The sequence below is a fragment of the Paraburkholderia sp. SIMBA_027 genome (genome assembly GCF_046535315.1).
Lineage (GTDB): Bacteria > Pseudomonadota > Gammaproteobacteria > Burkholderiales > Burkholderiaceae > Paraburkholderia > Paraburkholderia tropica.
This window is the reverse complement of the sequence record NZ_JAWRWY010000925.1, coordinates 1-260: the sequence shown is the minus strand read 5'-3', so window position 1 is coordinate 260 and position 260 is coordinate 1. Positions and strand designations below refer to the sequence as shown.

The following is a 260-nucleotide window of genomic DNA, read 5'->3' as shown; positions in this document are numbered from 1 at the left end:
ATGATATGTATAAAGAATACTTTAAAGTGAATAAAGATAGGTCAGATGAAATGAATTTTTTAAAGTTTATTGAAGAGATGATGTACGTAAAGGGTGTAACCCTTGTAAAAATAAATAGTGATGGTACAACTGTGAAAAAAAATCTAAATTCAACAAAAACTGATGTGTCTGAGACACCTTGTCAATAATAAAAAATACTACTATGAAATATATAATAACTTTTGTTTTATATCTCGGGACTTTTTTTTGCAATGCACAAA

1 protein-coding gene is annotated in these 260 nt (G+C 26.2%); it reads left to right on the top strand.

Annotation, left to right across the window (positions count from 1 at the left end; translation table 11 throughout):
- Positions 1-188, top strand: a 188-nt coding sequence (locus SB764_RS41800; protein ID WP_410867007.1) for a hypothetical protein, incomplete at its 5' end; no start/stop codon positions are given.
- Between the last annotated feature and the right edge of the window lie 72 nt (positions 189-260).